The organism is Bradyrhizobium erythrophlei (assembly GCF_042430365.1).
Taxonomy (GTDB): domain Bacteria; phylum Pseudomonadota; class Alphaproteobacteria; order Rhizobiales; family Xanthobacteraceae; genus Bradyrhizobium; species Bradyrhizobium erythrophlei.
Genome location: NZ_JBHMET010000070.1, coordinates 1 through 25,855 on the forward strand (window position 1 = coordinate 1; position 25,855 = coordinate 25,855).

The window sequence follows — 25,855 nt, forward strand, 5'->3', positions numbered from 1 at the left end:
ATAAAAAATTGAATCAGCAAATTCTCGCTACGGCGAGAGGTTTTTCAGCAGACTGCTAGGACAGTCCTGGTCCGATTATCGCGATTCACGGCTTTGAAAGACGCGTTTTGCCTAGGCCATAAAAATCGATGTCATCGATCGCCGAAACAACGTTTTCACGTAGTCGCGCTATTTGATCTTGAACGGTATGATGATGTCACTGGCAAACGTCCATTGCGAACTCTTCGTTCCTCCCCCGAATGGCGTGGTGTTGTTTAAAGATGTGTCATAGCGGATCTCAGGCCGGATCGTGAGGCCTTCCAGCTCTTTCGGAACGGGAGGTTTGACGGCAAGTCCGACCGTCAATGCACCATAGGTCGTCGGTCCACCGCTGATCGCGGTTGCCAATGGATTGCCATGTTCGATCCCGACAAAGTCCAGGTTGCCCGGGAAGGACGCGACGAAGAAGCCGTTATTGTCGCGCCAAATCTCGCCGCGTCCCGTGATCTTGAGCCAATCGTTGATCGCATAGGTGGCGTATTGGGCGACACCGTAGCCCGTCGCGTTGAACCCATCATCGCGAATGTAGTTCAGGTCGGTGGTCAGGGTGAGCTTGTCGGTTGCCTTCCAGACAACAGTTACATCGTTGAGATAGCGCAGGGCGGTATTGGGATTGACGCCCGCCAGAACGACCGATGAAACGTTGGGATTTTCAGGACCGATGTGGGTAGTCGCCAAGACTGTTAGCGCCCCATCCAACAAATTCAAACCGAAGCCACCATGGAACGCCGCGGCCTTGTTGTTGTCGCCACAATTGAAGCAATCGAAGCGATTGCCGAAGGTCGTATTCACGCCCGTGTCGACGCCGGCATAAACATCGAGCATCGGGTTGACATGCGTGGTCGTCATGATGCCGGTATGCTTGAATGGAATGCCGAAGTTGAAAATGTAGGTATGCGTGTAAAGGGCATTATCAGGGGCGTAGATAACTTCTGCGCCTTCCAGGGTGACGTACTGTCCGACCTTAACGTCCACGCCACCTGCCGTAAGCCACGGCAGATGGAACAATGCATGGGCTTCGACGATGTCGAACTGATTGCGTCCGCCAATTGACTGGTCGAACTCACCCAGAAAGTGCGTATACCGCGCGTCCGAACCATACATCGCCTGGAACTTGAAGCCGAAATCGTATCCGGTGGCTTTCGGATCGAGGGGGCGCTGCACGGTGAGCAAGGCCTGATTCAAAAAAAGAGAATCCGCTTTATCCGTAAAGAGCTGGCCAAAATTTCCACCCGAGACGCCGTTCGAGTTGACCGTGCCGCCCACCTCTATCTGACCGGTTATCGTCAACGTATCCCACCAAGAGGCCGGCGGAGGCGCTTTGACGGCCCTCACAGGCATGTCCGCGGCGCTGGCAGCAGTCGCGGCGGCCAATCCCATTATCGCGGAAGCGATGATCTTTTTCATTGAGTGCCCCGCCCTGAACTGAGCCCCTCGCGATTGAGAAGGCCTCGCGTCACGCCTCGATTGAACGCCCCGGAAAAAGGTATTGCGCCGCACCCGAACAGCGCAAGTCAACGGCTCCGGCAATTCTCTGGCAATTGCTGCCTCCTTGTCCAGCGACCAAGCATGCCTCCATTCGAAGTCTTCCACCTGTTGTATTCCTGACACGGCTCGTCCTTTCGCCGTCTCACGCGCAACCGACTGCATGGTTCGCTACCAACGCAGCAGCCGCGGCCCCAATACCGCGCCTGCGAGCGTGCACATCAAGATCGTGCCGCCGTACCACAGCGCGACAAAGGGCAACGAATCATCGGTACAGTGAAGGGCGTAAGCGATCGCGCTCACACCGCCTGCAACAAGGCCACCGAATGCCCCCGCCCCCACCAGATTGGTCGGCGCCGCCTTTCGCACTGCCCAAATGACCACCGCAAATGGCACGATCGCAATGATCGGAATGGAAAGGAGGCACTCGAGCCATTGGTCTCCCATCACCATCCTGTCCCAGTGCGAGCTCGGCGCTTGTCCAAGGCTGATGGCGGCGAGCAGCATGATGACCGCAAACGGTATCGCGGCGAGTCCGAGAGAGATTCTGCGCTCTCCTCCCGGACGCGCCAGCCGGCTCAGATAGACCGATGCGGCGCCGACGGTACCGAGCGCGAATGCGAGCTTGAGGACTAGAAAGATCACGGCGCGAGGCGTGGTCAGGTCGGCGCGCACGCCCAATCCGACGAGCACGAGACCAAGCGCGACGACCGCCCCAAGCGCAAGCGCGATGCCGACGCTCCGGTTGACCAGCCGGTGATTGATCGGCTCGACATTGGTGCTGAGTGCCGCGATGAGCTCTTCCGTCTTCATGGTTCCACCCTCCGTGCGATCAACGCCGCAAGCGCCTTCAGCCCGCGATGAACACTGACCTTCACACCGGATTCCGACAAGCCGCACCGCCGTGCCGCCTCGGCTGTGCTCAGCCCGTCGAGCTTGACCGCCTCGATGGCGCATTGCATGTTCGCCGGCAGCAGCTTCAGCAACCGCCTGACGTCAAGATTGCTCTCGGCGCCGCCGTGATCATCATGCGCCGTGATGTCGTCGGCGTGGTCGATCGGAACATCGGCGCGCGACGATCGCGTTCGGCGCAGGAAATCGATCAGCTTGTAGCGCGCGATCGCATGCACCCAGGGCGTCAACGGCTCCGCCGGATCGTAGGTGTGCCGATGGATGTGAATGGCCAACACGGCCTCCTGAACCAGGTCTTCGGCCTCAGCCGCACCGCGGCCAATCTTCGTGAGCTTGTTCTTGTAGTAGGCACGCAAATGCCGGCTCAGCCGCTCCAGCAGCGCGCGATGGGCCACCGCGTCGCCGTCCTGGCTGGCCACCATCAGCGCCTTGAGCTCGTTCTCTGCAGTCGTCATCCCGGCCTTGTCTCGGGTTAATTCGTTCGGGCGACAGATTTGGTTACAAGCCGGCCGGCGACGCCACAAATATTTTGGTGCCGCGGCCGCCGACATGAAGTGTTGGCGCCGACCTTGTGCGGCACGAGCCGGCGAATGACGGCCGGCATCACGATATCGCCAGCCCCCGGACCTACGCCTTGATGTGCGGCATTGCACACCGGTATAAACGGCTAACCAACGAACCCTCGGCCCATGCAACTGCTCTCGACCCTGACCTGCCCGTCCTGCGGATACGCCGCGGTCGAGACCATGCCGACCGACGCCTGCCAGTTCTTCTATGACTGCAAGGGATGCGGCCTCCGTCTCAAGCCCAAGGCCGGCGACTGCTGCGTGTTCTGCTCCTATGGCTCGGTGCCCTGCCCGCCGGTGCAGGCGGACGGCAGGTGCTGTGGTGGCGCCACGCGCGACCATGCCGGCTAGGCGACAACGCGACCAAGCAAGACTGTGACGGCCCCGTCGACGGCCGGCACCGCGTTCCGACGGACGCGATGCCGGCCGGCTTCTCATTTCGCCTTTTGCATCCTGGTCACCAGGTAACCGGCGTCACCGCTCTCGGCCTCGAACTGCACCTTGTCGCCGACCTTGACCTGCTTGAGCATGGCGGGGTCCTTGACGCGGTAGACCATCGTCATCGGCTCATCCATGCCGATGCTCTTGGCCGGGCCATGCTTGAGCATGATCTTGCCGGCGCTCTCGTCGATCTTCTTGACCTCGCCGTCGATGGCTGCGCCGGCGATCGCCGCGCCCAGCGTGAGCGCGGTCGCGAGCATGCCGGCGGCCGCTATTTGAATGATCTTGTTCATAGTGGTGTCCTTCACTATTGATGGCTTCATTTCACGGTGACGCGGCCGATCATCCCGTAGTCACGGTGGCCGGGGATCAAGCAGGAATATTCGAAGGTTCCGGCCTTGGTGAATTTCCAGAGGATCTCGGCGCTCTTCTTCGGCGTAAGCCGCACGCCGTTGGGATCGTCATGTTCCATGTGCGGATGCTTCTTCATCACTTCGAGATGCTTCAAATTCTCTTCGTTGGTGGCGAGCAGGAATTCATGATCCGCGGCGCCGGCGTTGCGGAGCACGAAGCGGATCTGTTCGCCGCGCGCGACCTCGATGCGGGCCGGCGTGAAGTCCATCTCGTTCAAGAGGACCTCGACGGTCCGCGACGGCTTTTTCGGATCGCCCGGCTCGCCCGCCGAAAAGGATTCTTGACCGTGTTTTTCATGCCCCAGCGACGGCGCCGCGGTGATTGACAGCGCGGCCAAGGCGGCGGCGATCGCAGTGAGTTTATTCATGGCATTCTCCAGTTTGGGTTTGTTGTGAAAGACGATTTCGATCGCGCTACATCTTCATTCCCTTCATCGATGGCGGCTTGCCCTTCGGCCCGGTCGCTGGCGGCGTCGGAGCCGCCGGCGCCTGCTGGCGGGCCGGCTCTGCCGGTGGCGCCTCCACTTCGTAGGCGACCGTGCCTTGCGGAAATTTGTAGGGTCCGGGATCGGAGTAGTCGTCGCGGGCGAGCCCCTCGCGGATCTTCATCACCGTGAACATGCCGCCCATCTCGATCGGCCCGAACTGCCCGGTTCCGGTCATCATCGGCAGCGTGTTGTCGGGCGCCGGCATCTCCATGTTGCCCATCGCCATGCCGGTCGATCCCATCACCATCGCGTCGGGCGCGAGCTTGCCGACCGCCTTTGCGAGATCTTTCTTCGACACACCAATGAAGTTGCGCATGTCGTGTCCCATCGCGTTCATGGTGTGATGCGACTTGTGGCAGTGGAATGCCCAGTCGCCCGGATTGTCGGCGAGCATGTCGAAGGCTCTGACAGCACCGACCGGCACGTCGGTCGTGGTCTCTGGGTACTGCGCTGACACGGGCACCCAGCCGCCGTCGGTGCAGGTCACCGCGAAGGCGTGCCCATGCACATGGATCGGATGGTTGGTCATTGTGAGATTTCCGATGCGGACACGCACCTTGTCGCCGAGCCTAATCGGCATCGGATCGATGCCGGGATAGACGCGGCTGTTCCACGTCCACATATTGAAGTCGGTCATCTCGTTGACCTTCGGCAGATAGGTGCCGGGGTCGATAAGATAGCTGCTCATGATGAAGACGAAGTCGCGGTCCACTGGGCGGAACGCCGGATCGCGCGGGTGCACGATGAACATGCCCATCATGCCCATCGCCATCTGCACCATCTCGTCGGAATGCGGGTGGTACATGAAGGTCCCGCTCTTCTTCATCTCGAACTCGTAGACGAAGGTCTTGCCGGGCTGGATGTGCGGCTGGTTGAGCCCGCCGACCCCGTCCATGCCGCTCGGGATGATCATGCCGTGCCAGTGCACCGTGGTGTGCTCAAGCAGCTTGTTGGTGACGAAGATGCGGACCTTGTCACCCTCGACCGCCTCGATGGTCGGCCCCGGCGCCTGGCCGTTGTAGCCCCAGAGATTGGCCTTCATGCCGTCGGCGAATTCGCGCACCACCGGTTCGGCGACGAGATGGAATTCCTTCCAGTCGCCGTTCATCCGCCACGGCAGCGACCAGCCGTTGAGCGTGACGACGGGCCGGTAGTCGGGCCCGCTGGTCGGATGCAGCGGCGGCTGCATCACGACCTTGTCCATCGTCGGCGCCTCCGGAATGGCGGCGGCCTGGACCCGTCCGCTGACTGCGCCTGCCGTGACCAGCGCGGCGGTTCCCAAAAATCCTCTGCGTGAAAACATCTGATGTCTCCGTTCAATGACCGCCGCCGGCCGCCGGCTGCGCGGTCGAAGCAACAGTTGAGGTGGTGACTGCAGCGCCCTCCGATCCGCCGCCATTCACGGCGGTCTGCAGGTCGGACTGCGCAAGCCAGAAGTCGCGCTTGGTGTCGATCGCGGCGCGCAAGGCGGCGATCCGCTGCCGTGCCTCGGTCAGCAGGGCGAACACGTCGACCTGCATGCTCGAAAAGCGCAGCTGCATCTCTTCGGTGATGATCTGGCGGAGCGGCAGCACCTCGCGCTGGTAGTGGCTGGCGATGTCGTAGGTGGAGCGATAGACGCGGTAGGCGTCGCGCGCCTCCGAGCGGACGTTGATCGCCTTCTCGGTCAGCCGGTTGAACGCTAAGTGATAGGTCTCGGCCGCCTGACGAACGCGCACCTCTCCGCCGTCGAAGATCGGGATCTGGAACTGGACGTCGAACCCGCGCTCCCCGAACGGCGCGCCCTCCGGATCGCGGGTACGCCGGTCAATGCCGGCAACGTCGAGCAGCGTGACGAAGCGCGTCGCCTCGGTGAGGTTGAGCGCCTTCGCCAGCGCGACAACCTCCATCCGCGCAATCTGCAGATCGACACGATGGCCGACCGCGGCGACCTCGATCGACGGCTGCGCCTGCAGACGCCGCGGCAGCGGCGGCAGCCGTTCGGGGATACGGAATCCGAGGTCGCCGTCCCACAGTCCCATCAGCCGCGCCAGCCGCTCGCGCGAACTGGTCGCGTTCTGGCGCGCGCTCGCGAGGTCGGCCGTGGTCTCGGCGTAGAACACCTGCTCGCGGGCCTGGTCGAGCTTGTTGATCGCACCGGTCTCGCCGAGCTTCTTGGCAAGCTGCGCGGTGGATTCGGCGGTCGACTTCGCGTCCGTCAGCAGCACGACGGTCTCGCTGGCGGCGACCGCCGTGAAATAGGCCCGGCGGACGTCGGCTGCGAGCCGCAGCGTCGCCAGCGCAGCGCGGAGCTGCGCCTGCCTGAAGCGTTCGCGCGCGACCTCGGAGCGGAACGGAAGCGTTGCGAGCGCGAGGATGTCGCCGACGACCTGCCGCTCGATCTCGCTCGCGCCATTTCCCGATATGCGCGACACCGAGAATGTCGGGTTCGGCGGCAGGCTCTCGGCGACGAGATCGGTCTCCGCCAGCGCCAGCTCGTTGTAGGCGGCCTGCAAGCCCTTGTTGTTGAGCAATCCGACCTGGACGGCGGCATCCGCCGTCAGGCTGCGCGCAAGCAGGCGCTTCACCGTCGCTTCGAGCGACACGGCCTCGTCGGCGGAACGAACGAACGCGACATCCTTGCCGATCGTCTTGCCTGCGACGTCGGACACGACGGCCATGCCGCCGTCGGGCGAGAAGGCGGCACATCCGGAGAGCGCCAGCGTGGCGGCAAGCAGCAGCGGCGCGTGGGCAAATCTTTGCATTGCGCCCTCCTATCGATCCGGTTTGGCTGGTGGCGCGACGCCCTCATTGCGCTCCCGCCAAGGTGCCGGCGTCGAAGGACGCAGGCTGGTGTAGGGCGCGACCGTCGAGCGGTAGCCGACGCCCGAAACCCGTACCGACGGGTCCGCCGGATCGGCCGCGGCCGTGACCGGCCTGCTCTCGGAGATGCAGCCGGCAAGCACGGTCGTTGCAGCAACAACGACGGCGGCGCGTGACACGAAATTGAATCTTGATCGCTGCTCGCGCGCCGTGGCCACGGCGGCAAGCTTCGCCCCGAATTGCGAAAACATGGATCGTCCCTGAACTGTCGTTGAATCACAGGCACGCGCACGCGCGAAAAGCGCGTCGCCGCCGCGGCCTCAGCAAGGTTCAGGCGATGGGGGGACGATAGAGGCGCGCAGGCGCCTCGCTCCGCAGGCTGCGATAGGCCTCGGATATGCGCGTGGCGACGGGGTGCGAGGGCGTGACGACCGACGGCACATCGGCCGGCATCGCCGACGCGCACATCATCGCGCAGCACGGCCCCGGCGCGCCATGGCCGTCGTGGCTGTGCTTTGCCGGCGTGCCGGCGGGGTCGGCCGCGTGGTGCGCGTGCAGTCCGCCATGGTCGTGACCGGCGCCGTGATCGGCATGAGCCATCGAGGCCTCATGCATGTGCGCCGTTGCGACCGGCTGGACCTCATCGGTCACGCAGGGAATTGGCGCCCCGAATGCCAGTGCCAGCGACGGAGCAAGCACGCAAAACAGATAGGCCAGGACGATCAGGCGCCCAGCCCGCAGCCGTTTTGACTTGCTCAATCGCACAAACACCTGCGCGCTCTCTCCGGCGACTTGCCCCTGAGGATGCCGACCTGACGTCAGCCCCTGTAAACCCACTATACCCCGGCAGGGTATCAATCAATCCAAAATATCGTGAATCCCGCTCCGGTGTGAAGCGCGATCAGTGTTTCCCCCAAGGAGGCTTATCGTCGCACGACGTGACAGCCCGCGGGGGCAAATCAATTCTCCTCGGACAAATCATGTCGCGAGAACGCGGATTTTTGTTTGACCGTCATTGCGAGCGTAGCGAAGCAATCTGCGTCTCCACTTGCGGAGGCATGGATTGCTTCGTCGCTATCGCTCCTCGCAATGACGACGTGGCGGCTGCGTCTCCAACTCCATCACCGTCATGCTGAGGTGCGAGCCTTGCTGTGCACCTGCACCGCTAGGCGAGCCTCGAGGCACGACGGCCACCGACTGTGGCCGTCCATCCTTCGAGACGCGCTTCGCGCTCCCAGGGTTACGGAATTGGCATGTTGCCCCACCTCACTTCATCAACGACTCGACCTCGTTCCGGAACGCCTGGCGCGAGGCGTCGCGGGAGTAGAACATGTGGCCGCCGGGATAGACCACGAGCCGGGCGCGGCCCGGTCCGGCAAAGGGCGGCAACTGGTCGAGGATGATCTTGGAGGCGAAATACGGCGTCGCGAGATCGAACAGGCCGTGGCCGATCAGGAGCTTCAGCTTCGGATCGAGCGCCAGCGCCTCGCGGAGCTGCGACGCCGACTCGGCCGGATTGGTGCCACGGCCGAAATCCCAGGCTTTGTTCACGGCCTCGCTGAGCAATTGATAGGAGCCGTCCGGCCGCCAGTTCAGCTTGCGCGTGGTGAGATCGACGGCGGCGCTCGTCAACGGTGCCATCAAGGGATCACCGGAGGGATCGCCGAAGCGGGAGGAGCTCGAGTCCGGATAGGGATCGAAGCCTTCGACGGAAGCGTCGTAACGCCCGGTCACCTTGCCGTTCTTGCGGTCGAACTCGCGGCGGAACTCGCTGATGTGGAAGCGGCCGGCGAGTCGGCGGCTCACCGCCTGGTCGATGCCGGTCAGGCTTGCGACCTTGTCGGCGAGCCGCGTGCTTGCCTCGGTGTCGGCCTGGCCCTTGATGAGGTCGAGCAGGAAGTCGCCGCGCGCATAGCTCTCGACGTCAGCGAGGTCCTCCCGCGTCACCGCCCCCTTGGCGTGGCGAGCGACCGCCGCCATGGTCGGCAGGCTCGACACGAATTGCAGCAGGCTGGAGCCGGAATACTCGCGGAAATCGAGCAAGGGCGACACCAGGATGAGGCCGCGCACGCCGACGCCCTGCTGGGTCTGCAGATTGCGCACGACCTTGGGGCCGCGGATGCCGCCATAGCTCTCGCCGGCGACGTATTTCGGCGACAGCAGCCGGTCGTATTTTTCGAGCCAGCGGCGGATCACCAGCGCGACCGAATTGACGTCGCCGTCGACCGAGAAGAAGCGCTTGCGCACGTCGTCGCCACTAGCGACGAAGCGGCTGTAGCCGGTGCCGACGGGATCGATGAAGACAAGATCGGTGAAGTCGAGCCAGGTCTCGGCGTTCGGCAACAGGTCGGGCGAAGCCGAGGAGATCCCGCCGTCGCCCTCGAAGGAGAGCCGCCACGGCCCGGCGCTGCCGAATTGCAGCCAGGCCGACGATGCGCCGGGACCGCCGTTGAACAGGAAGGTGACCGGCCGGCTCGCCTTCTCGGCGCCGTCGAGCTGGTAGGAGGTGTAGGCGATGTCGGCGAGCGGTTCGCCCTTCTCGTCGAATACCCGGATCGAGCCCGCGGTCGCGGTGAACGCAAGCGTGCGGCCGGGCAGCGCCAGCGACTGCTTGGTAGTCTGGTCCGGCGGCAGGCGATGCTGGTCGGCGGCGGACGCCCCGCCGGCGACATTCTGGGCGGCGTCGCCGCGCCCTGCCCGTCCTCTCTGGCCGGATTGCACCTCCTTTTGGCCGGATGGCGCCTCCTTCGCGCTAGCCGGCGCCTGCACGCTCGGTGACGGCTGCGGCTGCGGCGCCTCATCTTCGGCCCGCGCCGCAGTGGCAACCGACAGCGCAAGCAGGATGGCCGCGAGCCGCGTCGCAAAACTGTTAGCCATATCGTTCACTCCCTGCGCTCACGATTTGCGCATCCGCAGGTTCTACCTGCAAACTGCGACGGCTTGGCGGCGTCCGCAAGGCATGGGACTATCCCGAGACGTCTCGACAAGGCCGCCCGGGATGTATAGACGAGCGCGGCGTATTCCGTGCCAAACGAGTTCGTGAGCGATGTCGAGCCCCAAGCGATATGACAAGATCGCCTTTGTCGCGAGCCCGAGCGCAGAAGCGCAGGCGGCGCTCGAACAACTCACCGCGCTCTACGGCAACCACGAGGCCAAGGACGCCGACGTCGTGGTCGCGCTCGGCGGCGACGGGTTGATGCTGCAAACGCTGCACGCCAACATGCGCAGCGGCAAGCCGATCTACGGCATGCATCGCGGCACCGTCGGCTTCCTGATGAACGAGTACTCGACGCACGATCTGCGCACGCGGCTTCAATCCGCGCGGGAGTCGCTGATCAATCCGCTGCTGATGCGCGCGACCGATATCCACGGCGCCGTGCATCTGCATCACGCCATCAACGAGGTCGCGCTGTTCAGGCAGACCTACCAGGTCGCCAAGCTGCGCATCCTGATCGACGAGCACGAGCGGATGGCGGAGCTGATGGCCGACGGCATCCTGGTGGCGACGCCGGCCGGCTCGACCGCCTACAACCTCTCCGCCCAGGGACCGATCCTGCCGATCAACGCCGCGCTGCTCGCACTCACCCCGATCAGCGCATTCCGGCCGCGGCGCTGGCGCGGCGCGCTGTTGCCGAATTCCGCCTTCGTCGTGATCGAAGTGATCGAGGGCGAGAAGCGGCCGGTGGCGGCGGTCGCCGACCATGACGAGGTCCGCGACGTCCGCCGTGTCGAGGTCTTGTCCGACAAGACGATCGCGATGCGAATGCTGTTCGATCCCGGACATTCGCTCGAAGAGCGCATCCTGCGGGAGCAGTTCGGGCATTGACGGCGCCCCCTCCCCGGCAACCATTCATTAACCCGGGCCGGGATATGGTTAACGTCGGGTTATACCGCGCCTGTCCGGTATGCCCTTCGGGACCGGACCATGTATCGCATCGACTTCAACAAGCTGCGATTTTTGATTTGTGACGACAATCCGCACATGCGCCGCATCCTGCGGACGCTGCTGCATTCGTTCGGCGCGCGCGAGGTCTACGAGGCCGAGGACGGCGCCACCGCGCTCGAAATGTACACGCACTATGTGCCCGACATCGTCATCACCGACTGGTCGATGCCGATCTTCGACGGGCTTGAGCTTGCGCAGATGATTCGGCAGCCGGAATCCAAGGGCAACCCCTACGCGCCGATCATCATGCTGACGGGGCACTCCGAGAAGCGCCGCGTGACCGTGGCGCGCGACGCCGGCGTCACCGAATTCCTGGCCAAGCCGATCTCGGCCAAGGGCCTCTACCAGCGCATCCTCAACGTGGTCGCCAACCCCAGGCCCTTCATCAAGACCAAGACTTATTTCGGTCCGGATCGCCGCCGCAACACCAGCAACACCTATATCGGCCCCGAGCGGCGCGGCAGCGGCGAGATGGAAGTGATGCAGCAGCCGTCGCTGCTCGAGAAGGCGCGCTCCGGCCCTTAAGCCGGCGAAGGACACCGTCATGGCGAAAGACAAGCAAGCGGCGATCGAGGTCAAGAGCTTCGGCACGCATCACGTCATCACGCAGCCCAATCCGCTGCGCAAGGTGCTGCTGCGGGTGCCGGAGAGCGATCTCGACGATCCCGTCGGCCGCGCCGAGAAGGCACTGGCCGGGCTCTCCGGCGAATTCAAGAACTGGATGACGATCGAGGCCGACCGCCTCTCGGCGGCGCATGCCGCGGCGATGCGCGACGGTTTCAACAATGAAACGCGCGAGGAGCTGTTCCGCGCCGCCCACGACATCAAGGGCGATGCCGCGACGTTTGGGTATCCTTCGGCAGCGGCGGCGGCCGAAAGCCTCTGCCGCATCATCGAGCACGCGCCCGATCTCGACGCCGTGCCACCGCAACTGATCGCCCATCACATCAACGCGGTGCAGGCGATCGTGCGCGAGCGCACCAAGCTCGACACTGCGGTCGTGGCGGGCGTGCTGAGCAAGCAATTGCGCGGCATTGCCGACGAATTCCTGACCCATGCCAACCGCAACCGGCCCGAGCATCTCGAGGCGATCCTCGCGCCGAGCATCGTGCCGGGCGAATAGCCGCGCGATCGCGGCCACCGCGCGTGCGGAAGCCGCCTTAACTTTCATCTATCATGAGACGCGCGGGGCTATAGCGTTTCGAGCGACGTGGATGCCGGCTCGCGTGAAGGAAACCCGTCAAAACTAGAATCTAGAGCTTCGATTCTGATTGAATCAGAACCGGAGCTCTACGCCGCGATCAGGTCATCGTGGTCGAGCGGCGCGATGGCGTCTTCCGCGGCGAGCTCGTCGCAGAACATGCGCGCTTCCTCCCGCGCCGATTCCGTCGCAAAGCGGCGCAACAGGATCAGGAGCGGTTCGGCGGCAGAGCGGTCGGTCTCGCAATGGGTCAGCACGCGTTCCACCATCCGCCGATTCAGCCGCGCTGCGCCGTCGCCGGTATCGACATAGCCCATCTCGTGGGTGGCTTCGAGCGCGACGCGGAACGCCGCGTAGGTGGATTCCGGCAGGCCGGCGCGCTTCAGCAGCGCCTGCAGCCCGGCGCCGCCGCGATCCTGCAGCAGCGCGGAGACGCGCCCATAGGGCAGCCCGGACAATTCCGCGAGCGCAGCACCGAACAGGTCGAGATTACCCGAGAGCAGCGCGCGCAGGATCAACCCGGCGGTGAGCTGGCCAGTCGCGCGCAAATGCGCGATCAGCCCAAGCATGTCGTCGCCGAAGGAGCGTGCCGCGATATTCACCGTGGAACGTTCGCGCGCCTCGTTGGCGGCTCGTCCTGCGCGGTCGGCGCCGAGCCAGTTCCGTGCCACCACGAATTGCGCCAGCGTGTCGGAGAGTTTTGCGACCAGCGCCATCCGCGTCGCGGACGGCAGGTCCTCGAGCTGCAACATCGATTCCCTGATGGCTGCGAGATGGCCGTGGCGCTCGACGATGCGGTCCCAGGAGAATGGCGCGAGACCGGCGTAGGGATTCTCGATCAGCTCGAGCGCCGCAGCCGGCGAGCCAACCTCGGCGATGGCGGCGGCAACCGACGCCGGCAGGTTGATGCGGCGCGCGATCGCGCATTGCATCTCGTCAGAGCCGGTCGCGACGATGTCGACGAGATCGGCATCGATCAGGAGCGGAGAATGTTCGAGCACCGGCAGCGCGATCGAGGGCTGGTCGAGCGACAGCGCCTGCACGATCGCGGCCGGCGCCTCCGCGCTGCGCGCGAACACCTCGGCCATCGCCTGGCGGACCAGGGGCGACGGGTCGTCGAGCAGCATCAACAGCGCGCCTTCGGCTGCGGTGCGATCGTCGTCGCTGAGATCTGAAATGAGCCAGGCCCGCGCCAGTGCCCGGGTCGCTTCCGCCCGCTCGCCTGCGGGAGCGGTCCTAATCCAACTAATGAACTGCCGAACGATCATGGTCCTGCCGGCTTACGCAACCTGAAAGGCATCGGCACGCGATGCCACTACAAGGGAAAATAAACCATGACGCTTAACAAAGGGTTCACCATAAACGTTTGGGATTATTGACGTTTCGTTAATGCGGCACGCGCCCACGCCGCCCGCATCGCAGCAAAACTGCTAGCTGGAGAACGTGCCGTTGCGATCGCTGAACAGGTCGAGCCGGCCGGGCGCGCGCACCGCCGGCGTTGCGGACGCGGTCAGCGAGGCGGAATTGCCCCACAATTCCTGCACCGCCGGCGAGATCGGCTGCGTCCGGTCGCCGGCCTGGAACAGCGAGCGGAACACCGGCGCGGATGCGGTGGCCTGCGACGTCGTGGAGACCGGCGTCACCGCGCGCGAGTCAGGGAAGGTCGAGAGATAGGCCGCGCTGTCCATCGTCAGCGCCGGCGTCGGCGCGGCGCTTGCGACGGCGTAAGGGCTCATCGTGCCGCCGCCCACCGCAGCGAACGCGGTGCGCGTGTCCCGCGAATTGGCCGCTGCCGCATAGCGCGTGCTCAGCACCGAATAGACCTGCGAGACGCTGCGCGCGCTGCCCGACTTGTCATAGAAGATCGATTGGTTGGCGGCGGCAGCTTTCGGAAACATCGCAGCCGCACTGGCACCGGGTGAGTCCTCGGCGCTCGAGATCAGCTTGGCGGCGCCGCCCACCCCCATGAAATGGGCCATGTAGAGCTCGGCGTCGGTCGGGCGGCGGCCGATCCTGCCGGTGAGCTTGAAACTGTTGGACTGCGTCAGCACCGCCGCCATCGAGGACGCCGCGTCGGGATCGTCACGCAGCTTCATGATGGCGTTGCGCGCGAAGGGATCGCTGACCGAATAGCTGCCGTCGGAATTTTTCGAGATCGCGTCGGCATAGTTGCCGTAGCCGAGCTGGCTTCCGGCCTCCTTCACGGTGCCGAGCCAGGTCTGGTCGATGAACTGAAAAAGTCCGCGCGCCGACGAGGTCGTGGCGCCGGCCCGCGAATTGAAATTGGATTCCATCTTCGCGGTCGTGAGCAGATATTCGAAGCTTGCGCCGGTGGTCGAGGCGGCCTGCTTGATCGAGCTTGCGATCTTCAGGCGTGAGGGATCGACACCTGCCGAAGCCATGGCATTGAATGTGTCGACCGACATCTGTCCGGTGCCTTGCCGGGCGCCGGCAATCGGCACCCATGTCGCGTCAACCTGCCGCAATTATGGTTAATAGCGGGTTAAGACCAACCGATGGGCCTATTTGCGATAGACTTGCGCCGGATCGAACAGCCGCTCGGCATCGACGAATGACAGGCTGATGTCTCCGCCCTCGCCCTTGACCGCACGATAGAAGCACGAGCGCCGTCCGGTGTGGCACGCCGCGCCGATCTGCTCGACGCGAATCCACACCGCGTCCTGATCGCAATCCAGACGCATCTCGACGACGCGCTGGGTCTGGCCCGAGCTCTCGCCCTTGCGCCACAGCGCGTTGCGCGAGCGGCTGAAATACCAGGCCTCGCCGGTCGCGATCGTCTTGCGCAAGGCTTCATCGTTCATGTGCGCGACCATCAGCACATCGCCGGTCGCGACGTCGGTCGCGACGCAGGTCACGAGACCCGACGCGTCGAATTTGGGCTGGAAGGCCAGCCCTTCTTCGCGCTCGTGATCGTGGGTCGATGTGGACACGGCAAAACCTCGCAAAGGGATCGCGAGGTTACCGGTTCGGTCCTCGCACCAGGGACAGGAAACGCTGCTGCTCCGCAGGATTGTCGCGGAACATGCCGGTGAAGCGGCTGGTGAAGGTTGTCGCACCATGCTTGGAGACGCCGCGCACCGACATGCAGGTATGCTCCGCCTCGATCAGCACGGCAACGCCGCGCGGCTTCAGAATCTCGTCGATCGCGGCGGTGACCTGCGCGGTCAGATGCTCCTGAGTCTGCAGCCGGCGGGCGAAGATATCGGTCAGCCGCGCAAGCTTGGACAGGCCGACGACTCGCTCCACCGGCGTATAGGCGATATGCGCCTTGCCGTAGAACGGCATCATGTGATGCTCGCACTGCGAGGTGAATTCGATATCGCGGACCAGGACGAAATCGTCGTAGCCGGCGGTTTCACCGAAGGTGCGGTTCAGCACCTCGGCCGGGCACTGGTGGTAACCCTGATAGAGCTCGTCATAGGCTTCGACGACGCGGCGCGGCGTGTCGAGCAGGCCCTCGCGGCTCGGATCCTCGCCGATATAGCTGAGCAGCGTCTGCACCGCCTGTTCGGCCTCGGCGCGCGACGGGCGCGGCTGGTCCGCGCGAACGACGGCCGTCAGGAATTCGGACGGATCGAGTTCGGCCGGCCGGGACTCCGGGGCCTTCACGTCAGATGGCTTGGCGGGGCGAATTGTTTTGATCAAGGCGTCCATGTCTTCTCCGTTCGACCGGCCTTGGGCCGGAGGTGTCACCGGGCAGACGGGGCGGATTGTTCGAACCGCCGGGCGCCTGAGTCCCCTCTTCCTACCACCCCTGCGACAGAGTTGGGTCGCAACGGCCGCATGGCCGGACTGTATTTCCGGCAACGCCGTTCATATATAGGACGGTGAAACCCAGCCGCCAAGAGCGCCCGGCCCCACCGGAACCAGACACCAGCCCTCATGCTGAACGACATTTACAACAAGCGGATCATCGAGTTGGCCGGCAATATTCCGCGACTCGGACGACTCGCCGACCCCGACGCCAGCGCCACGGCCCATTCCAAACTGTGCGGCTCGACCGTGAAGGTCGACCTCAAGATGGAGGGCCCCGTCGTCACCGACTTCGCGCACGACGTCAAAGCCTGCGCGCTCGGCCAGGCCTCCTCCTCGATCATGGCAAGCCATGTGGTCGGATCGACCGCAGACGAATTGCGCGAATTGCGCGAGACCGTGCGCAAGATGCTGAAGGAGAACGGCCAGCCCCCGCAGGGCGGCAAATGGGCGGACATCGCGCTGCTCGAGCCGGTGCGCGACTACAAGGCCCGCCACGCCTCGACCCTGCTGACTTTCGACGCCGTGGTCGACGCGATCGGCCAGATCGAAGCCAGGGCGAAGCAGCCGGCGTAAGGGCAGCCGGGCCTCGTCCTTCGAGACGCGCGCTTTGCGCGCTTCTCAGGATGAGGGTTGAGAGGTGGTGCGCTCGCGCCAGAAGCCAGCTGCCAAACCCTCATGGTGAGGAGCCGCGAAGCGGCGTCTCGAACCACGAGGCCAATCTCCGCCCCAGCAAAAATCTCGCTGTCTTACTGCGCCGGCTGAGCCGACGACGGCGTCGCGCTGCCGCCGGTCGGCACCACGATCTCGGCGGTCTTGGTTGCCTTCGTGGCGTGGGGCGCAGCTTCACCCTCCGTCACGCTGCTGACGAAGCGATCGCGATCCTTCGGCTTCGCCTCGGCGACCGGGATCGCGGTCGTGTCCTGCTGCGGCAACACGTCGGCAACAGCGTCAGTGGTGACGAGACTGGTCAGCCTCAGTTCGGCCGGCGACATCTCGTGCAGCTCTTCCCACGGCGGCACGCTCAGTGCGAGCGACAGGAGGTCGCCCGCGCCGCCCATCTCGAAGGTGTATTTGGCAAGACGGCCAATGTCGCGCTCGACGATCATCAGGTCCTGCGCGGTGTAGCTCGCGGCCTTGGCGTCGTCGGCGCGGTCGCCCATCCAGATCTGGTGGACCCGGACGTGGGCCGCCTGCGGCACGTAACGCGTCTTGCCCGACAGCAGCAGGAACACGCACATCGACTCGCAATAGGCTTCCGGTACGACGCTCCCGCGCTCGCCCTGCGGGGTCTTGTTGACCACGCTGGTGCCGACGGTCGTCAGCGCGCCGAGGCTGCGGAACCGGCGGCCGAGCGCGATCGCGTCGTTGACGGAACCGCCGCTGGAGTCGAGCACGACGGTCGCGCCGCCGAGCTGGCGGCCGCGCGCAAATTCGTCAAACTCCTTCGGGCTGTCGGCCGTGATGATGCCGACCGCGGACACCCAGCCCCTGCAATTCGGCTGGCATCCGACCCAGCTGAACTTCATCGGCAGCTTGCGTTCTTCAAGGGACGAGCTGGCGCGCACCTCACCCCCCAGCGTCGTGACCGTGCCGGACAGTGTGATGCAAGCAGCGGCAAGCAGGGCCAGACCGCAAAGACGAAGCGATGTAACAGACCTCAATTTGGTTCCTTCCCCCAAGCCCCCGAGGACGCGCAGTGGCAACGGTTCCATCGCAACGCGATGCGATTCCGTGATTGAAGCGTTTTTGAAACGGTAACCGTACTGTCTTGTGCCGTCCATAATACCTTTGCTGCGCCGCGCGCAAACCTTCGGATAATTGTGAACTGTGGCGTAAATATCTGCGAGAATTGAGTTCCTTGCCTTGGAACCCCCGCAAGACTACGTACATTCTTGCGTGTATGCCGCAGACAGATCCTCCAACATCACACCTTGCGCGATGCACAGAGTGTGCCAACGTCCGCCGCTTGCCGCGCAATTTCGGCCGCGGCCTGATCTGGATCTATCGACACACCCTGTCGCCGCTGGTCGGCTACAATTGCCGTCACCTTCCGACCTGCTCGGTCTATGGCGATGAAGCCATCGCGCGGTTCGGACTGTGGGCTGGCGGATGGATGACGCTGGCGCGCCTGCTGCGCTGCCAGCCCTGGGGCACTTCTGGCATCGACAACGTTCCAGCAACAGCGCCGCCCGGCGCGCGCTGGTACTTGCCATGGCGTTACGGCCGATGGCGCGGCGTCAACGCAGATTAGCGCGCGGCGCATTGCTACCAAGCGGAACTGCGGCGAAGCTGCGGCATTGTTAGTTTGTTCCCCGGCGGGAGGAAACAACAATGGGCTGGAAAATCAGCCACGACGGTCACGATCCCCGGCAGATCGACTTGCTGGCCGTGCTTGCCTTGCTGCTGCTGATCGGCGCCGCCTATCTCTACTTCGAGCATCGTCCGGACACGCCGAACAACACGGCCTTCATCGTGCCGAGCCAAAGCGTGAAGTGGTGATGGCCGAGACCTGAACTGCTAGCGCCAGAACCAGAAGCCGTCGCGGAGCGGCGGCGGGGGAATTGGCGCGGGCGGTCGCGGCTTCCGCGGCCGCGGCCGGGGTGGCGGCGGCTCCTCGGGCGATGGCGTCGCCTCCGCGGCGCCCGTGCCGTCGTCGGGTAGCCTGACCGACAGCAGCACATTGGATTCGTGCGTGCGCCAGCGATAGCCGATGCCGAAATCGATCGGCTGCGCGCGCCGGAACAACTCCGCATACGACTCCTGATAGGCGCCCGGAAACTTGTCGATCGGGCCGAGATAGCGGCCGAACGGAAAGAAGCGCCACTTCTTCGAACCGTAATACGCCAGCGGGATTCCGGAATCGTCCTGGATGATGGTCGCGCTGTTGGCGAGGATGAAGTTACGCACCGTGGTGAAATTGCCGGAATGCAGCAGGTAGGACGCGCTCTTGATCAGGCTGTTGCCGGGCGCAAGCGTTGCGCAGAATTTGAGGAAGCCGCTCGCCTTCACCCCGGAATTGGAGAGATCGGTCGAGAAATAATACAGCGTCTTCTCGACGCCGTCGGAGCCGGCAAAGGTGATCCGAACGCCGTGCACCGCGTTGCGCGCCGCCGCATCGGCACCGATAGATAACGTACCGCCAGCATCGAGCACGACAGGCTTGACGTCGCGGATGGTCTTGCCCGAACGCGCCAGGAACACATAGAGGATCGGCAAGGTGCCGCTGACCTCGCCGGCGTGCAGGTCGACCTTCATCTGCTTGGTGATGAAGAACGAGAAGCTGAGGACCGAGCCGAGCGAGCGCTCGACATTGTAGAGCGCGGCGCCAACGCCGCCGCGCGGCAGCCTGGAGAGGTCAGGCACAGCGCCCACCGGTTCGAGCGCGCTCAGCACATAGGTCGTGGCCTTGGAATAGAACGCATCGGCATAGAGAAAGTCGGGGCCCGAGAACATGTAGAACATGGTCGGCTTGGGCGCGGCGAGATTGCTGTCGGACCAGGCGCGGATCTTCGACAATTGCCGCTGCTCGAGCTGCGCGAAGGCGGAATCGAAGAACCTGGCGTGACGCTGCCAGGCCGGATCCTTCGTCAGCGGCTGCAGCGGTGAATCAGCCGAAGGCTGCATGCCGGCGAGGAAGCGCGCGGTGTCGTCGGCCGTCACCTCGGCGCCCCGCGCCGGTACGATGACCGCAACCAGCACGGCGACAGCGAGCGTCAACGCTCTCACAGACAATGACATTTTCATTCGCGACCCGGGCCTTCGGTCGCGGGGCGATCCCCCCGCTTGCGGAAAATCGCGTAGATCAGAAGGCCTGAAATCATGATCAACGTACCAAGCGCCGACTGCAGCGGGCGCTGCGTCAAAAGATAGTACATCATGAAGGCGGTCACGAGCAGGAAAACCAGAGGGGTGACCGGGTATCCCCAGGCGCGGTAGGGCCGCGGCAATTCGGGATTGGTGATGCGCAGCTTGATCACGCCCGCGACCGTGAAGAACGAGCAGAACAGCAGCGCGAACTGGATGAAGTCGAGCACCGCCTCGAAGCTGCGCGTGAACAGCATCAGGCTCGCGACCGCGAGCTGGAACAGGATGGCATAGACCGGCGCGCCATTCGCCGATCGCCGCGAAAACAGCCGCAGCGCCGGGATGTCCTCGCCCATCGTCATCATCACCCGCGGCCCGATCCACATCATCGCGCTGATCGAGGAGATCAGCCCAACGCAGATCATCGCGCCGACGATCCGGCCGCCGAGTTCGCCGAAGATATAGCTGCCGGAGATGCGGGCGACGTCGAGCTGGCCCGCGAGCTTGTCGATCGGCGCGCTGTGCAGGAAAACCGCGTTGAGCGCGACGTAGAACACCAACACGATCAGCGTGCCGAACAGCATCGCGCGCGGCACGTTGCGTTCCGGCAGCCGCATCTCGCCGATAATGTAGGTCGCGGCGTTCCAGCCCGAGAACGAATACATCACGAACACCAGGCTGATCGCGAACGGCGCGCTCAGCACATAGGCCAGATCGGGCGGCGACGGCACAAACGACACCGGCTGCGGGGTCGCGATCACGAAGCCCGACACCAGGAAGGCCGTGATCAGCACGACCTTCAGGATGGTTGCGATCAGCTGGAAGGTCGAGGAGTGCCTGAGCCCGGAGAGCTGTACGATCGAGACCAGCCACACCACGCCCATGGCGAGCACGAGCGGCGGCGCGTCGGGCAGGATTGCGCGGCCGTATTCGCCGAACGCCATCGCGGCGAGCGCCACCGGTGCGGCGAAGCCGACGGTCGCCGACACCCATCCCGCGAGGAATCCGAAAGCCGGGTGATAGGCCCGGCCGAGGAAATTGTACTCGCCGCTCGAGCGCGGGAACATCGCGCCGAGTTCGCCATAGGAGAACACCCCGCACAGCGCGACGATGCCGCCGACGATCCAGAGCAGCAGGATCGAGAAGCCGGAGGGAATGTCCGTGACCTGGAAGCCGAGGCTCGTGAAGACGCCGACGCCGACCATGTCGGCAACAACGATAGCCGTTGCGGTCAGGACCGAAACGGTCGAGCCGGTGCCGGAGAGCGGGCTGCGCAGCGCCGCGCTTCCCGTATGTGATCCCGCCATGTCGACCGTACCTTCAGCCGCCGCACGCCTGAGCTCCGCCATGGTGCAGGCAGGCCGTGGCCAATTCAAGGAGCGTTAACAACGGTTTAATTCGAGATATTGGAAAAGTATCTAAATACCTCAAACGCTCACAAGCGACGGCTGCAATGGGACATCAAGGCCAGGCTCCCACAATCAGGACACGATTGGATGCTCTGCTAAAGCCTTCCGGATGTGGGGAAATGCTTCCGGAAGCTTAACGTGACCTAAACATCGACAAGCTCAAATACGTCGTTTGCCGGTGGGTTCAGGGCAACGGGTGGATGGTCGGGGCACAGCCGAGATTCGACAGTCATGGTCGTGCGCGTGGGGTGGCGACACCCCGCGCGCCGCGCCGTGCGCCGAGATCCCGGGGCTGGACCGCCGCCGTCCTGATCCCGTTGTCGCTATCGCTCGCGCATTGCGGCAAGGCGCCGGAGCCCGGCATGCTGGCGGCGAACAGCCATGCGACCAGTGGCGACACGTTTGAGGACCGCTTCCCGGCGCCACAGTTTAGGGATCGCTTCCCGACCGACAAGGAAAGCTTCGTCCCCTACCACCGAACCGCCGCCGTGGCGCCCGCGCCGGCCGCCCAGGCAGCGCAGAAAACCGCGCCCTCGCCCGTCCGCGTCGCCTCGATCGCACCGACCCTCACCCTGCCACGTCCGACCGAGCGCGACGAGCTGACCACGCTGGTCAGCATGAAATCCTCCGCCTTCCCCTATTTCGGCAACAATCCGCGCACCGACGCGCCGTTCCTCAATGTCGGAGCCGGCGACAAGCGCGGCCATCGCAGCTATGGCGGCCGCGTCTACTGGCAGAGCGAGACCTACAATGACAGCCGCGTGCTGGTGCACGTGCCCGACACTTTCGACGTCAACAAGCCCGGCGTGATCGTAGTGTTCTTCCATGGCAACGGCGCGACGCTGGAGCGCGACGTGCGCGACCGCCAGATGGTGCCGCAGCAGATCACCGATTCCGGCGTCAACGCCGTTCTGCTTGCGCCGCAAATGGCCGTCGACGCCGCCGATTCCAGCGCCGGCAAGTTCTGGCAGCCGGGCGGCCTCAAGCGCTTCCTCGACGAATCCGCAAGCCACCTCGCCCGCCTCTACGGCGATCCCAGGTCCGCGCAAGCCTTCGCCAACACACCGGTCGTCATCGTCGGCTACAGCGGCGGCTTCCTGCCGACCGCCTGGAGCCTCGAGGTCGGCGGCGCCACCAACCGCGTCCGCGGCGTGCTGCTGCTCGACGCGGTCTATGGCGAGCTCGACAAATTTGCGTCCTGGATCGAGAAGAACCGCACCGGGTTCTTCGTCTCCTCCTACACCCGCTACACCAGGCCGCGCGATCGCGAGCTGATGTCGATGCTGCGCGACAAGGGCATCGCCGTCAGCGAAACCATGGATGGCCCGCTGCACCCGGGCAGCGTCGTGTTCGTGCAGACCCGCGACGGCATCACCCATCGCAGCTACGTGACCCAGGCCTGGACCCAGTTTCCGATCCGGGAAGTGCTGACCAAGATGGCGGCCACGCCGGCGCTGACGCGCGTGGCGAGCGCACCCGCTCAGGCGGGCCGCTAACCACGGGCCTCAGGCCCTCCCCAAATTCTGCTGTTGATTGTCCGCCAAGTGTGAGCTGCTTCACAAATCGCCCCTCGCGCGCCCCCTAGCCTTCCTGCGGGGATCGCTGGCTGGGGATGGGGCATTGAGGGACGGACTATATCGGGTTGAATATCATACCGTTCATGGCACCGGCACCGGTGTTGTCTACGCCACGGATGGCAAGCTGCGCGGTGGCAACTCGGCCTTTGCATTCGTCGGCAGCTACGCCGACCGCAACGACGGCATTCACGCCAAGATCTCGACCCAACGCCACAATCCCGATCCGGCGTTCCGGTCGTTGTTCGGCATCGACAGGATCACGCTGACCCTGAAGGGCACCAACAATGGCGACATGGTCGATCTCGAGGGCGAGGCGCTGCAAATGCCTGGCGTGGACTTCAAGGCAGTCCTGACCCGCATCGCCGACTAGAGCCCTATTGGTCTGATCGATCGCTCACTCGGCCGCCGCCGCTGCTGCGGTTGGACGCGGCCGTGTCGCGATCACCGCCGTGAACGCCAGCGCGAGGAAGGCCGCGGCGACATAGCCTGCGCTGTGCAGCCATTCGCGCGCAAACAACAGACCGCCGATCAGCGAGCCAACCGCCTGGCCGATATACAGCACCGAGGTGTTGAGCGAGACCGACGCCGAGGCGAGCGCCGGCGCCGCACCAACCAGCCGTACCTGTTGCATCGAATTGCTCGACGCAAAGCCCAAACCCCAGAGTGCAACGGAGACGGCCATCAGCGCATAGATGCCGGCGCTCAGCGCCCAGCCGGCGAGACCTGCCAGCATCAGTCCCGTGAACAGGACCGAGGTTCTCCAGGCCCCCCAGGAATCCACGATGCGGGTTGCAACCGCGATGCCGACGAACCCGCAGATGCCATAAAGGGCGAATACGAAGCCGATGGCGTCCGGGTTTGCACCAGTAAGCTTGGCAAGCAGCGGCCCCATGAAGGTGAGCACCACGAACTGGCCCGACATCTGCAGCGTCGTGATCGACAACAGGACGATGATCATCGGGTTGCGGCCGAGATCGGCCCAGGTCTTGAAATCGACCGGCGCGCCGCGCAGACCGCCCGGCAGGCGCCACCACAGCAGCGCAAAACTCACAAGGCCCATCGCGCCGATCCCACCATAAACCGCGCGGAAACCGTAGCGGCTCGCGATCATGGTGGTTAGCGGCAGACCGACCGCTGCGGCGAGCGACCAGCCGAGGAAGATGTAGGCGATCGTGCTGCCGCGCTTCTCGGCAGGCACCAGCAGCGCCGCGGTACCCGCCGCCTGCGGCGTATAGAGCACGCCGACGGCGAGCATCACGAGGCGAATGATCAGCAGGCTGGTGTAGTCGGGCGCGAATGCGGATGCGGCATTGGTGAGCGCGAGGACCAGAAGTGTCGTTGTTAGCAGCACGCGCCGCTCGATCCGGCTGGTCAGCCACGCCGTCACCGGCGAGCCGACACACAGCATGATCGCGCCGAAGGTGATCAGCAGGCCCGCCGTGCGGATCGTGACGTCGAGTCCGCTTGACAGCTCCGCGAGCATCCCCGCCGGCGCCAGCACCGAGCAGCCGGTGACAACATTGCCAAGCATCAATGCGGTGGGAGCGAAGCGTTTCACGCCGCGTTCGTAGCAGATACGGAATTCAATGCAACTGCATCTAAATGCATAACGGGCAACCGATTGCGCCCCTTGCGGTCACTGCGCCGGCGCTGCGCTGACGCTCGGCAGCGCACCTGTCGGCAACGGGCCCGCGGGCTTTGGGACCGTCGTCGGCGCCGGGCACGACGCCAGAAGCTGCGTCCACGCGGGCTCCAGCCCCGTTGTCCCGATGTCGAAGCTGGCAACTCCGGCGTTGCCGTCCAGCGTCGGCGTGTTTTCGCCGACCTGTAGATGCTGGACCGCAAGCATCGCCTTGACGATGTCGGGCGCGACCGCATCGCTCCAGACCTCGTACTTCCCGACGCGCGCCGGGAATCTCCCGAATGCCACCGACCTGTCCGCTCCCGCCCTGATCACGACCGTGCTCTTGCCGGCGGAGCTCTCCGCGAACTCCCGCACGAACATCAGCCGGGCGCGATCATTGTTCTCGCAGAACAGCCGCCACTCCATCATCCGGAAGGAAGCGCCGTCGTTCTGCTTCGCCATCGCGATCTTGCGGATATAGGGCCGCGCCTCCTTCTCCAGCGTCCACGCCGTTTCGGGCAATGGCCTTGTATCGATCCCAAAGCGGTAGAGCTCCGGCCGCGTCAACACGTGCAGGCTTTCGAATTTCACCGTTCGAATGAGATCGTTGAGCTCGCGGTTGATCCCCATCGCGGCGATGAAGGCCGCGCGATCGCGATCGGCGGTCACCGGTCACCATTTGACGCTGCCTGTATTCCGCGACGACCTGCGGCGGCGGATGCCCGAGGATGACCAGGGTCAGCTTCGAGTTGTGCACCGCGATCGCAGCATCGGGCGCAACCTCGCGCGTCGTCGCCCCGAGGAACAGATAGCCGCAGGCCGAGTTGCACATCGCATTGCGGGTCATCAGCTCCGCCTCGATCTCGCCGCCCGCATTCTTGACCTTCAGGCACGCCGCATCGACCTGCGTGCCCGAAGTGCAAGCGGTCGCGATGGTGCGGCCGATCCGCGCGATCGCCTTCCGTCCGCGCAACATTCGCCCGATGGCGTAGGATTGCTCGACATTGCCGCCGGGCGAGTGAAAGTAGATCGGGCGCTGCGTGTCCTTGACGCCGGCCAGGAAGCGGCGGATCCGCGCCGCCGCATCGCGATCGACCTCGCCCTCGACGGCAATCCAGCGATCGCAGCCTGTCCCGCATGAATTCGCCGCGCCCCTGGCGAGATAGATCGTCAGACGGGGCGCGAACCCTGCCTTCTCGGCCGGCGTTTCCGCACGCGACACGCCTGACATCGACAATGCGACCGCGAGGAGCAAGAGGCGGGAAATCATGAAACCGACAAGACCACGCGAGGCGGGAAAATAGAGGATTGAGGTTAGACGATGATCAGTTGGGTCGCAACGTTCGGTGGTGGCACGCCGAAACGAGGGAT

Annotated in this window: 29 protein-coding genes; 10 read left to right on the plus strand and 19 right to left on the minus strand. The window is 64.5% G+C overall.

Going from position 1 to position 25,855, the window contains the following annotated elements:
- Positions 1-168 precede the first annotated feature (168 nt).
- From ACFFWD_RS12870 to ACFFWD_RS12880, 3 genes are all read right to left on the minus strand, one after another.
- Positions 169-1,446: a porin gene (locus ACFFWD_RS12870; RefSeq protein ID WP_376965525.1), complete on the minus strand. Its 1,278-nt coding sequence runs from the start codon at positions 1,444-1,446 to the stop codon at positions 169-171.
- A gap of 249 nt (positions 1,447-1,695) precedes the next feature.
- Positions 1,696-2,337 carry an NrsF family protein gene (locus tag ACFFWD_RS12875; protein ID WP_376965527.1) on the minus strand — a complete coding sequence of 214 codons (642 nt, stop codon included), beginning with the start codon at positions 2,335-2,337 and terminating at the stop codon, positions 1,696-1,698.
- The gene (locus tag ACFFWD_RS12880; RefSeq protein ID WP_376965529.1) at positions 2,334-2,891 is read right to left on the minus strand and encodes a sigma-70 family RNA polymerase sigma factor; all 558 of its coding nucleotides are present in this window, start codon (positions 2,889-2,891) and stop codon (positions 2,334-2,336) included. The genes ACFFWD_RS12875 and ACFFWD_RS12880 overlap by 4 nt, the downstream gene beginning before the upstream one ends.
- A gap of 234 nt (positions 2,892-3,125) precedes the next feature.
- Here ACFFWD_RS12880 and ACFFWD_RS12885 point away from each other — a divergent pair, with 234 nt between their 5' ends.
- Positions 3,126-3,353 carry a GDCCVxC domain-containing (seleno)protein gene (locus ACFFWD_RS12885; protein ID WP_376965531.1) on the plus strand — a complete coding sequence of 76 codons (228 nt, stop codon included), beginning with the start codon at positions 3,126-3,128 and terminating at the stop codon, positions 3,351-3,353.
- Between the two features lie 83 nt (positions 3,354-3,436).
- On the opposite strand, the gene ACFFWD_RS12890 is transcribed toward ACFFWD_RS12885, so the two are convergent.
- From ACFFWD_RS12890 to ACFFWD_RS12920, 7 genes are all read right to left on the minus strand, one after another.
- A complete protein-coding gene (locus ACFFWD_RS12890; RefSeq protein WP_376965533.1) occupies positions 3,437-3,736 on the minus strand; it encodes a copper-binding protein in 300 nt (99 codons plus the stop codon).
- 26 nt (positions 3,737-3,762) lie between these two features.
- A complete protein-coding gene (locus tag ACFFWD_RS12895) occupies positions 3,763-4,224 on the minus strand; it encodes a cupredoxin domain-containing protein (protein ID WP_376965535.1) in 462 nt (153 codons plus the stop codon).
- Between the two features lie 46 nt (positions 4,225-4,270).
- A complete protein-coding gene (locus tag ACFFWD_RS12900) occupies positions 4,271-5,647 on the minus strand; it encodes a multicopper oxidase family protein (protein ID WP_376965537.1) in 1,377 nt (458 codons plus the stop codon).
- Between the two features lie 13 nt (positions 5,648-5,660).
- A complete protein-coding gene (locus ACFFWD_RS12905; RefSeq protein WP_376965539.1) occupies positions 5,661-7,088 on the minus strand; it encodes a TolC family protein in 1,428 nt (475 codons plus the stop codon).
- 9 nt (positions 7,089-7,097) lie between these two features.
- Positions 7,098-7,397, minus strand: coding sequence for a hypothetical protein (locus tag ACFFWD_RS12910; protein WP_376965541.1), 300 nt, complete (start codon positions 7,395-7,397; stop codon positions 7,098-7,100).
- Positions 7,398-7,476: 79 nt separating this feature from the next.
- A complete protein-coding gene (locus ACFFWD_RS12915) occupies positions 7,477-7,911 on the minus strand; it encodes a hypothetical protein (RefSeq protein WP_376965592.1) in 435 nt (144 codons plus the stop codon).
- A gap of 501 nt (positions 7,912-8,412) precedes the next feature.
- A complete protein-coding gene (locus tag ACFFWD_RS12920) occupies positions 8,413-10,023 on the minus strand; it encodes a S10 family peptidase (RefSeq protein ID WP_376965543.1) in 1,611 nt (536 codons plus the stop codon).
- A 169-nt stretch (positions 10,024-10,192) separates the two neighbouring features.
- Between ACFFWD_RS12920 and ACFFWD_RS12925 the strand changes: the two genes are divergently transcribed.
- The 3 genes from ACFFWD_RS12925 to ACFFWD_RS12935 all read left to right on the plus strand — a co-directional run bounded on the left by ACFFWD_RS12925 (position 10,193) and on the right by ACFFWD_RS12935 (position 12,215).
- Positions 10,193-10,972 carry an NAD kinase gene (locus ACFFWD_RS12925; RefSeq protein WP_376965545.1) on the plus strand — a complete coding sequence of 260 codons (780 nt, stop codon included), beginning with the start codon at positions 10,193-10,195 and terminating at the stop codon, positions 10,970-10,972.
- A 99-nt stretch (positions 10,973-11,071) separates the two neighbouring features.
- The gene (locus ACFFWD_RS12930) at positions 11,072-11,617 is read left to right on the plus strand and encodes a response regulator (RefSeq protein WP_376965547.1); all 546 of its coding nucleotides are present in this window, start codon (positions 11,072-11,074) and stop codon (positions 11,615-11,617) included.
- Between the two features lie 19 nt (positions 11,618-11,636).
- Entirely contained in the window at positions 11,637-12,215 is a 579-nt protein-coding gene (locus ACFFWD_RS12935) for an Hpt domain-containing protein (protein WP_376965549.1), read from the plus strand.
- A gap of 167 nt (positions 12,216-12,382) precedes the next feature.
- Here the strand turns inward: ACFFWD_RS12935 and ACFFWD_RS12940 are convergent, their stop codons facing one another.
- The 4 genes from ACFFWD_RS12940 to folE form a co-directional block, all read right to left on the minus strand.
- Positions 12,383-13,561, minus strand: coding sequence for a DUF2336 domain-containing protein (locus tag ACFFWD_RS12940; RefSeq protein WP_376965551.1), 1,179 nt, complete (start codon positions 13,559-13,561; stop codon positions 12,383-12,385).
- Between the two features lie 162 nt (positions 13,562-13,723).
- The gene (locus ACFFWD_RS12945) at positions 13,724-14,719 is read right to left on the minus strand and encodes a lysozyme family protein (RefSeq protein WP_376965552.1); all 996 of its coding nucleotides are present in this window, start codon (positions 14,717-14,719) and stop codon (positions 13,724-13,726) included.
- Between the two features lie 96 nt (positions 14,720-14,815).
- Complete coding sequence (gene hisI / locus ACFFWD_RS12950; RefSeq protein WP_376965554.1) at positions 14,816-15,244, minus strand: phosphoribosyl-AMP cyclohydrolase; 429 nt, start codon at positions 15,242-15,244, stop codon at positions 14,816-14,818.
- Between the two features lie 28 nt (positions 15,245-15,272).
- Positions 15,273-15,968 carry a GTP cyclohydrolase I FolE gene (gene folE, locus ACFFWD_RS12955; protein ID WP_376965556.1) on the minus strand — a complete coding sequence of 232 codons (696 nt, stop codon included), beginning with the start codon at positions 15,966-15,968 and terminating at the stop codon, positions 15,273-15,275.
- A gap of 228 nt (positions 15,969-16,196) precedes the next feature.
- Here folE and ACFFWD_RS12960 point away from each other — a divergent pair, with 228 nt between their 5' ends.
- Complete coding sequence (locus ACFFWD_RS12960; protein WP_376965558.1) at positions 16,197-16,643, plus strand: iron-sulfur cluster assembly scaffold protein; 447 nt, start codon at positions 16,197-16,199, stop codon at positions 16,641-16,643.
- A 173-nt stretch (positions 16,644-16,816) separates the two neighbouring features.
- Here the strand turns inward: ACFFWD_RS12960 and ACFFWD_RS12965 are convergent, their stop codons facing one another.
- Positions 16,817-17,731: a COG3904 family protein gene (locus tag ACFFWD_RS12965; RefSeq protein WP_376965560.1), complete on the minus strand. Its 915-nt coding sequence runs from the start codon at positions 17,729-17,731 to the stop codon at positions 16,817-16,819.
- 239 nt (positions 17,732-17,970) lie between these two features.
- Here ACFFWD_RS12965 and yidD point away from each other — a divergent pair, with 239 nt between their 5' ends.
- Positions 17,971-18,321, plus strand: a complete 351-nt coding sequence (gene yidD, locus ACFFWD_RS12970; RefSeq protein WP_376965562.1) for a membrane protein insertion efficiency factor YidD — start codon at positions 17,971-17,973, stop codon at positions 18,319-18,321.
- A gap of 80 nt (positions 18,322-18,401) precedes the next feature.
- Positions 18,402-18,569, plus strand: a complete 168-nt coding sequence (locus ACFFWD_RS12975) for a hypothetical protein (RefSeq protein ID WP_376965564.1) — start codon at positions 18,402-18,404, stop codon at positions 18,567-18,569.
- An 18-nt stretch (positions 18,570-18,587) separates the two neighbouring features.
- Here the strand turns inward: ACFFWD_RS12975 and ACFFWD_RS12980 are convergent, their stop codons facing one another.
- Both ACFFWD_RS12980 and ACFFWD_RS12985 read right to left on the minus strand, forming a co-directional pair.
- Entirely contained in the window at positions 18,588-19,808 is a 1,221-nt protein-coding gene (locus ACFFWD_RS12980) for a hypothetical protein (protein WP_376965566.1), read from the minus strand.
- A 2-nt stretch (positions 19,809-19,810) separates the two neighbouring features.
- Positions 19,811-21,181 (minus strand): APC family permease, encoded by a 1,371-nt coding sequence (locus tag ACFFWD_RS12985; protein ID WP_376965568.1) that lies wholly within the window; start codon positions 21,179-21,181, stop codon positions 19,811-19,813.
- Between the two features lie 302 nt (positions 21,182-21,483).
- Here ACFFWD_RS12985 and ACFFWD_RS12990 point away from each other — a divergent pair, with 302 nt between their 5' ends.
- Positions 21,484-22,779 carry an alpha/beta hydrolase gene (locus ACFFWD_RS12990; RefSeq protein ID WP_376965570.1) on the plus strand — a complete coding sequence of 432 codons (1,296 nt, stop codon included), beginning with the start codon at positions 21,484-21,486 and terminating at the stop codon, positions 22,777-22,779.
- Positions 22,780-22,903: 124 nt separating this feature from the next.
- Complete coding sequence (locus tag ACFFWD_RS12995) at positions 22,904-23,230, plus strand: hypothetical protein (RefSeq protein WP_376965572.1); 327 nt, start codon at positions 22,904-22,906, stop codon at positions 23,228-23,230.
- Positions 23,231-23,254: 24 nt separating this feature from the next.
- On the opposite strand, the gene ACFFWD_RS13000 is transcribed toward ACFFWD_RS12995, so the two are convergent.
- Positions 23,255-24,391, minus strand: coding sequence for an MFS transporter (locus tag ACFFWD_RS13000; RefSeq protein ID WP_376965594.1), 1,137 nt, complete (start codon positions 24,389-24,391; stop codon positions 23,255-23,257).
- 105 nt (positions 24,392-24,496) lie between these two features.
- Complete coding sequence (locus tag ACFFWD_RS13005) at positions 24,497-25,153, minus strand: hypothetical protein (protein ID WP_376965574.1); 657 nt, start codon at positions 25,151-25,153, stop codon at positions 24,497-24,499.
- On the opposite strand from ACFFWD_RS13005, the gene ACFFWD_RS13010 reads away from it, so the two are divergent.
- Positions 25,104-25,625 carry a hypothetical protein gene (locus ACFFWD_RS13010; protein ID WP_376965576.1) on the plus strand — a complete coding sequence of 174 codons (522 nt, stop codon included), beginning with the start codon at positions 25,104-25,106 and terminating at the stop codon, positions 25,623-25,625. The two genes, ACFFWD_RS13005 and ACFFWD_RS13010, sit on opposite strands and share 50 nt — an antisense overlap.
- Positions 25,626-25,855 lie beyond the last annotated feature (230 nt).